The organism is uncultured Chitinophaga sp., from assembly GCF_937874145.1.
GTDB lineage: Bacteria > Bacteroidota > Bacteroidia > Chitinophagales > Chitinophagaceae > Chitinophaga.
Genome location: NZ_CALNBI010000011.1, coordinates 1 through 8,006, shown reverse-complemented (window position 1 = coordinate 8,006; position 8,006 = coordinate 1). Strand labels below are relative to the sequence as shown.

The following is an 8,006-nucleotide window of genomic DNA, read 5'->3' as shown; positions in this document are numbered from 1 at the left end:
GGCGGGCGCGGACGTCTTTCCCTCTTTCGAGGACGATGGGGCGGAGGCCGAGCTCGATGAGGCGGAGGGCGGCGAAGAGGCCTGCGGGGCCGGCGCCGATGACGATCACGGGTTGGGCCTCGGGCGGTAGGGGTTCATAATGGAATGTTTCCAGCTTTTTGGGCTGGAAGGGCTCGTTGACGTATACTTCGATGGTGAGCATGAAGTACGGCTGGCGGGAGCGGGCGTCTATGGAGCGTTTGACGATGTTGAACCCGGTGATGTCGGCGGGTTTGGCGCCGAGGGCTTCGGCGGCATGGCGCGTGATGGCGCGGTGCTGTGCGGCTTCCTGCGGGAGGAGCTTGAGGGAGATTTGTTTGACCATGTTAGGTATTTATCCTAAAAACCGGGGCAAAGATAGGCATAAAAAAGGAGGCGCCCCGCTGCAGCGGGGCGCCTGTAATATGGTAAGGCTTTATGGGCCTGCGTATTATTATATTAGAACGGGAGATCGTCGCCGCTGTTGCCGCTGTTGCCACCACCGAAGGAACCTTCCTGGGAAGTGTTGTAGTTGGGCATGGGATCAGCGCCGGGTGCGCCCTGCATCATGGACTCGATACGCCATGCATCGAGGTTGGTGATGTAGTTCACTTTACCGTCTTTCTCCCAGCGGGTGCCTTTTATATTAAAATAAACCTTAACCATTTCGCCTTCATTGTGACGGTCGACGATGGCGGTACGATCCTGAACTGACTGAAACTTGATATAATTGGTAATTACCCGGCCGTTGATATCGTCAGATTTCTCGATAACGAATTCACGGGTTTTGAAAGATTCGCTGCGCTGTACCGTATTGTACTTCACTACCAGTTTGCCGGTAACTTCAAAGCTCATATATAACTAGTTTAAAAATTTCAATTCCGCCAAAGATAAGTTTTTCACAACAGGATTAGTCAACAACTTTTCAACAAGTTATTCGCATTTATTAGAAACAAGATCATAAATTTGCAGCCGATTCGAGAAAACAGAAAAAGCGTTACCAAAAAAGTGAAACACCGAAGAGCCGACAATACGCCCGCCAGGGCTTGCTTATTCAAGCAGGCAAAGGGCAATGTTATTTTACCTGATAAGCAGACCTTTTGTGCGTTAATCAGTAAACAGTTTGACAAATTACCTGTTAATCATGCTTGTACGGTTTAGCACTTTTCGTAGTGGTCGAATTGCAGGCTAAACGGGTGTTTTAGCCGATTTTAGTGCGAATAAAACAGGTCCGGCACACTGTATTTGTAGGAATAAAAACAAGGGCAGATTTATTTTTTTTTTCAACATTTTCTACAGATATTCGTCGTCCTGTCAAAAAGATCTTCAACTGCCCGCATTGAAGACTTTAGTATTCGAGAACACCCAAATTAATAACACGACAAATTATTTTTTTCTAAATGAATAAAACTTGCGAACAAGTTTGGGATAGGTGTCTGAATATTATCAGGGATATAGTGGAGTGGCAGCCTTTCAAAACATGGTTTGAGCCGATAAAACCCGTAAAGCTTGAGAACAACGTTTTAACCATTCAAGTACCCAGCCAGTTTTTCTATGAATACCTGGAAGAACATTATGTGGGCCTGTTAGGTAAAACCATCAAGCGCGAGCTCGGAAAGGAAGCACGCCTGGAGTACCGGATCGTTGTGGAGAACAGCACCCCCCACCAGCATCCTAAAACGGTGAACATGCCCACGCAGTTTACCAAGCCCCAGAAGGACAGTGAAGTTGATTTCCCGCTTACCATACAAAACCCGGTCAAGAATCCCTTTGTAATCCCGGGTATCAAACGCGTTCAGATCGATTCGCAGCTGAACCACAATTACACCTTCGAATCTTTCATCGAAGGGGATTGCAACCGCGTGGCACGCCGGGCCGGCAAAACCGTGTCCGACAAACCTGGCGGCACCTCCTTCAACCCCCTTGTTATATATGGCGGCGTAGGCCTGGGCAAAACCCACCTCGCGCAAGCCATCGGCAACGAGGTGAAAAGGCAGAACCCGAACAAAGCCGTCCTCTACGTGAGCGCGGAAAAGTTCATCAACCAGTTCATCGACCACTCCAAGAATAATATCATCAACGATTTCATCCACTTCTATCAGCTGATCGACGTGCTGATCGTTGACGACATCCAGTTCTTCGCCCGTGCCGAAAAATCGCAGGACGCGTTTTTCGCCATCTTCAACCACCTCCACCAAAGCGGCAAACAGCTCATCCTCACCTCCGACAAACCGCCCAAAGACCTGGACGGCGTCCAGGAGCGCCTGCTGAGCCGGTTCCGCTGGGGCCTCAGCGCAGACATCCAGCTGCCCGACTTCGAGACCCGCATGGAAATCCTGGAAATGAAGATGCGCAACGACGGCCTCGAAATGCCCAAAGAAGTCGTGAAGTACGTCGCCTACAACATTCAAAGCAACGTACGCGAGCTCGAAGGCGCCCTCATTTCCCTGCTCGCACAATCTTCCCTCAACCGGAAAGAAATCGACCTGGAACTGGCCAAGCGCGTCCTCAAGTCTTTCGTCAAAACTTCTTCCAAAGAAATCACCATCGAAAGCATCCAGAAAATGGTCTGCGAATATTTCGATGTCGCCTACGACAAGCTCCTGCAAAAAACCCGCAAGCGCGAAATCGTCCAGGCCCGCCAGATCACCATGTACCTGGCCAAAAGCTTTACCAAGAATTCCCTGAAAACCATCGGCGAACATTTTGGCGGACGCGACCACACCACCGTGATCCACTCCTGCCAAACGGTCAAAGACCTCATGGACACCGACAACAGTTTCCGGGACAGCGTAATAGAATTGCAACAAAAAGTGCAACTCGCCGCTATGTAACCCCTCCTGCAATGCAACACCTTATTTGAAAATGCCGGGCCGCAACGCCCGGCATTTTTTTACACAAAGTTTTTTATCTCCGCATTTCTTACTAATTTTTACTTAACAATTTCATAAATAGGGTAGCAAGATAATTCCACACGAACCTGACTAATTTTGAAGCCGATATGCGGCAGCAACCACAGCCAGATACTATATGGGAAATGGTCCGCCAGGGCCACAACACCGCTTTCCGCGCACTGTTCGACACGTATTGGGAAGAATTATACCATTACGCCGTAAGAGTGCTGAAAGACGGCTCCGCCGCGCAGGACGCCATCCAGGGCCTGTTCGTACATCTGTGGGAAAGCCATTCCGAACTCCCCGCCGTCACCTCCGTGCCCGCATACCTCCGCACCGCCCTTCGCAACCGCCTCCTCAACGTCATCCGCGACGAGCAGCTTTACCAGCAGCACGTCGGCAACTTCGGCGCCGCCACCGCATCGGCCGACGACTCCCTGCTCGACGCCATCCACCTCCGCGAAACGGAGACCGCCCTGCTCCAATCCATCGACCGCCTGCCGGCACGTATGAAAACCGCATTCTACATGCACCGCATCCAGCACCTCACCGTGGCCGAGATCGCCGAACAGCTCGGCAGCAGCGAGCAAACCATCCGCAACCAGATCAACACCGCCCTGCGCCGCATCCGCCTGCAATGGCACGCCGTTTCCATCCTGCTCTGCTTTATCCTCCGTTAAAAAAATATTTTCCGCCGCAATGGTTATCCGGATTCCGAAGCGTGTCTATTGAGAAAGCACCTTTTACTTGGATCCGAAAGACATACGCGCATTACTGGAGAAATTCCGTGCCGGCGAGGCCACACCGGAAGAGGAACGCCTGCTGCACCGCTGGCTCGACGGGCTGGCCGCATCGGGGGAAGACCCGGTGATGGGTGATACCGATAAAACCCGGTTGCACGACAACATGTGGCAGCACATTGCCGCGCATGCACCCCGCCGGCAGCGCCGCATCTGGCCATATGCAGCCATGGCCGCCTCCATTATCGGCGTGGCAGCGCTGGCCGCCACGTGGTTCATCCGCCCGGAAGCGCCCCGCAACATCACCCTGGCCACCAAGCCCGGCGAAGTGCGCACCTTCACCCTGCCCGACCAGTCGCGCGTGACCGCCGGGCCCAATACCAAAATGATCTGCGACCATCGGCAGGTAACCTTATTGCAAGGCAAAGCCTACTTCGAAGTAAAAGCTTCACCGGAAGAGCCATTCACGGTGATCATGGAAGCGGATACCGCCACCGTGCTGGGCACGGCGTTTACCACGGAGCTCCCGGGCGACGGCGCATACCGCCGCATCACGCTCCTTTCCGGAAAGGTAAAAGCCAGCGGCCACGGCCTGCTGACGCCCGGCGAGCGCATCACTTACCCGCAAAAACAAATCGAGAACATACAGCTACAGGATGCGCTGGCATGGACGCAAGGCGAAATACTGCTCCAGAACGCCCCGCTGTCGGAAGTAATCCGGACGCTGGAAGATCAATACGGGATCACCGTTTCCACAAAGCTGAACAGAAACGCCGGCAACTACACGCTCCGGCTCCCTGCAGGCATGCCTTTGCCGCAGGTATTGGACATCCTTCAGAAAATCAGTTATAAACCAAAAATTAGTTTCACGATGAACAAAACTCAACTCACTATCCACTAAACGCCAACAAAAAAGCCGGTCCAAGCTGCAAACAAGTACCGGCCAAAAAGTAACAACAACCGCAATGTGAATCGCTCAGGCCGTAAGCCTGTTCAGTCATTACCTTTAATCTTACAAAGATGCAAAAAATCAGACAGCATTTTTTTGTACGGACCGTCATGGCCTGCATGCTCGTGCTCGCCACCACGGTAACCACGCTTGCGCTGCCCCTTTCGGCGCAGGATCTCCAGAAAGTCGTTAAGAAAGTCGACATCTCCGCCGGACCGCTTTCTTCCGCCCTCAAGCAATTGGAAAACTCCGCCGCGGTGCGCCTGGCTTACGACGAAGCAGCCCTCCGCCGCGTGAACGTGAAAGCCGTTTCTTACAATTCCCGCACCGTGGAATCCATTTTATCGGAACTGCTGGCCGCTTCCGGATTGCGTTTCGAAGAGCGCCACAACACGATCCTGATCTATGAAGCCCCAAAGCCGTCCGCCGTCACATCCAACGGCGGCGTGCAGGCAAATAAGATTACGCTGACGGGCGTGGTGACCGAAAAGAACGGCCCTATCCCTGGCGCATCCGTGGTGGTGAAAGGCACTTCCCAGGGAACGGTTACGACCGTAGACGGGCGTTTCCGCCTTACCGTAGACGAATCCCCCAACCTGACGCTCATCGTGAGCATGCTCGGTTACGGCACACAGGAAATAGTGGTAGGCGCGCGCCGGGATTTCTCCATCTCCCTGGAATCGTCCGCGCTGAACCTCAACCAGCTGGTGGTGATCGGTTACGGTTCACAAAGCAAGGCCAAGGTAACGGGCGCGGTAGCGGATGTGCAGCTCGACAAGCTCACCAGCCGCTCGCTCGCCAATTTCAACGAAGCGCTGCAGGGCAAAGCGCCCGGCGTGATCGTACAGAACGAAGGCGGCGACCCCACCGCCAACCCGCGCGTGAATATCCGCGGCATGGGCGGCATCAACGGCGAAAGCGTATTGTATGTGGTAGACGGCGCCATTTATGCCGGCGGCCCCATCAATCCCAACGACGTGGAAAGCATTTCCGTATTGAAAGATGCGGCGTCCTCCATCTACGGCGCCCGCGCCGCCGGCGGCGTGATCCTCGTGACCACGAAGAAAGGCAAGCTGGGCAAAGCTTCCGTGGAGCTGGACGTGAAGCAGGGCTGGCAGTCGGCCATCAAAAAACTGGAACCGCTCAATGCAAAAGAATTCGCGGATGTAACGAACATGGCGTACGACGCAGCCGGCAAGGCGCGCCAGCCCGCGTTCGACCCCGCGCAGTACCCCGACGGGCAGATCACCCGCACCAACTGGATGGATGAGATCTTCCGCACCGGGCGCATCCAGGATTACAACGCCAACATCAAAGGCGGCAACGATAACGGGCGGTATTATTTCAGCTTCGGTTACCGCAAGGGCGAGGGCATCCTGCTCAATACTTACAGCGAGCGCTACTCCATCCGCATGAACACCGATTACCAGCTGAAACCCTGGCTGAAGATCGGTGAGAACATGGCCCTCACCATGACCGACGGCAACGGCGCCAACACCACCAGCGCCTACACGGGCGCCATCATCTCCGCGATCTTTTATCCCCCGCATATCCGTCCGTATAACCCCGACGGCTCTTTCAGCGGATTGCCCCTGCAATACGCCGGCGCTTACGGCGACGTGATCAACCCCGTGGCCTACCTGCAGCGCATCGATTCCCGGGCGCCGGAAACGAAGATATTCTTCAATCCGTACGTAGAGGTCAATCTCGCGAAAGGACTGAATTTCCGCTCGAACTTCTCGCTCACCAAATCCTTCCGCGATGCGAAAACATATTCCGCCAAAGTGCTGGAGATCGGGAAGATCTTCGACTACAACGAGCTGCGGCAGGACATCAACAACCTGACCGAGATCCTCGCGGAGCAAACGCTTACCTACGACCGGAAGTTCGGGGGCGGCCACAACCTCACGGCGATGGGCGGCTTCTCGCACCAGAAGCACCGCGGCACCTGGGTGGGGGCTTCGGCGCAGGGGTTCTATAACGAACTGCCGTCGTACCGGTATTTCGACAACTCCACCAAGTTCTTCCGCCCCTGGAGCGGCCTGAATAAATGGGCGATGACCTCCTGGTTCAGCCGTGTGAACTACGATTACAAAAGCAAATACCTGCTGGGCCTGATCGGCCGTTACGACGGGTCGAGCATGTTGCCGAAGCACAACCGCTGGGAGCCTTACTACGGCATCACCGCGGGATGGGTGGTGACGGAAGAAGAATTCCTGAAAGGATCGTCGTGGCTCAACTTCCTGAAGCTGCGCCTCAGCCATGGTATCCAGGGCAACCTGGGATCATTGGTGGCCACGGGCGTGGATGCACCGATGTCGAGCGGGCAGATCTGGCTAGGGGAATCCCCCGCCCAGTTGCCTACCTACCAGGAAACCGCGCTGCCGAATAAAGACCTGAAATGGGCCAGCACGAAGATCAACAACATCGGGCTCGATTTTGGGCTGTTCAACAACCGCCTCAGCATCAATGCCGATTACTTCGAAAAGACCACCAACAACATGCTGGTACATGTAGACGTTCCGGGCATGCTCGGCGTTCCGGACGGGATGTGGAAGAATGCAGGGGTTGCGCTGGACAAGGGTTTTGAACTGGGATTGAATTTCCAGGCCGACAGGTCCGGCGAATTCCAGTACGACCTCGGGCTGACGCTTACCAAAGTAAATAACAAACTGCTTTCGCTGCGCGACGGGCAGCGGGTGATGCCGCTGAATGGCATCAACGTCCGCAGCACGCTGGCCCCGCTCCGCCAGGAAGTAGGCCTGCCGCTGTATTCGTATTACGTAGTACGCACCGATGGCATTTTCAAAACGCAGGAAGAAATCAATGCGTATAAAGACAAAGACGGCAATCTCATCCAGGACAAAGCCAAACCCGGCGACCTGAAGTTCATCGACCACAATGGCGACGGCAAGATCACCAACGACGACCGCGTGGTAGCCGGCAATGCTTTCCCGAAATTCACTTACGGTTTCAGCGCCAACGCGCGATATAAGAATTTCGACCTGAACGTATTCTTCCAGGGCGTTTATGGCAACAAACTGTTCAACGCGCTGAAGTTTACCGCGCTGAATGCAGGCAACGGGCAGAACTACAACATGCTGAAAGATATCCTCAACGCCTGGACGCCTGAGAACCCCAACGCGAAGTATCCCCGCTATACCTGGGCAGACCAGCTGAATACCAAAAACTTCGACCGGCCCAGCAATATGTTCTACGTGAGCTCCAACTACCTGGCTATCCGCGAGGTATCGCTCAGCTACAGCCTGCCTGCGCGCATACTGAAGCCGGCCCGTATATCTGCCCTTACGCTCAGCGTGAGCGGTCAGAACCTCGGCTACCTCACCAACAGCATGCTGAAACTGCCGGAGCGTACGGGAGAACAAAGCAGCGGTTACGCCATTC

At 54.5% G+C, this 8,006-nt stretch carries 6 protein-coding genes; 4 read left to right on the top strand and 2 right to left on the bottom strand.

From position 1 onward, the window contains the following. Both Q0510_RS00370 and Q0510_RS00365 read right to left on the bottom strand, forming a co-directional pair. Positions 1-364 (bottom strand): FAD-binding protein (locus Q0510_RS00370; protein ID WP_298707209.1); only part of this gene is annotated, 364 nt, incomplete at its 3' end. A 113-nt stretch (positions 365-477) separates the two neighbouring features. After that, positions 478-873: a DUF3127 domain-containing protein gene (locus Q0510_RS00365; RefSeq protein WP_298707207.1), complete on the bottom strand. Its 396-nt coding sequence runs from the start codon at positions 871-873 to the stop codon at positions 478-480. Between the two features lie 545 nt (positions 874-1,418). Between Q0510_RS00365 and dnaA the strand changes: the two genes are divergently transcribed. From dnaA to Q0510_RS00345, 4 genes are all read left to right on the top strand, one after another. Next, complete coding sequence (gene dnaA / locus Q0510_RS00360) at positions 1,419-2,852, top strand: chromosomal replication initiator protein DnaA (RefSeq protein WP_109694592.1); 1,434 nt, start codon at positions 1,419-1,421, stop codon at positions 2,850-2,852. Between the two features lie 167 nt (positions 2,853-3,019). Further along, positions 3,020-3,592: an RNA polymerase sigma-70 factor gene (locus tag Q0510_RS00355; RefSeq protein WP_298707202.1), complete on the top strand. Its 573-nt coding sequence runs from the start codon at positions 3,020-3,022 to the stop codon at positions 3,590-3,592. A gap of 67 nt (positions 3,593-3,659) precedes the next feature. Then, positions 3,660-4,553, top strand: a complete 894-nt coding sequence (locus Q0510_RS00350) for a FecR family protein (RefSeq protein ID WP_298707201.1) — start codon at positions 3,660-3,662, stop codon at positions 4,551-4,553. Positions 4,554-4,672: 119 nt separating this feature from the next. Then, positions 4,673-8,006: TonB-dependent receptor (locus Q0510_RS00345; RefSeq protein WP_298707199.1), on the top strand; the 3,334-nt coding region annotated here is incomplete at its 3' end.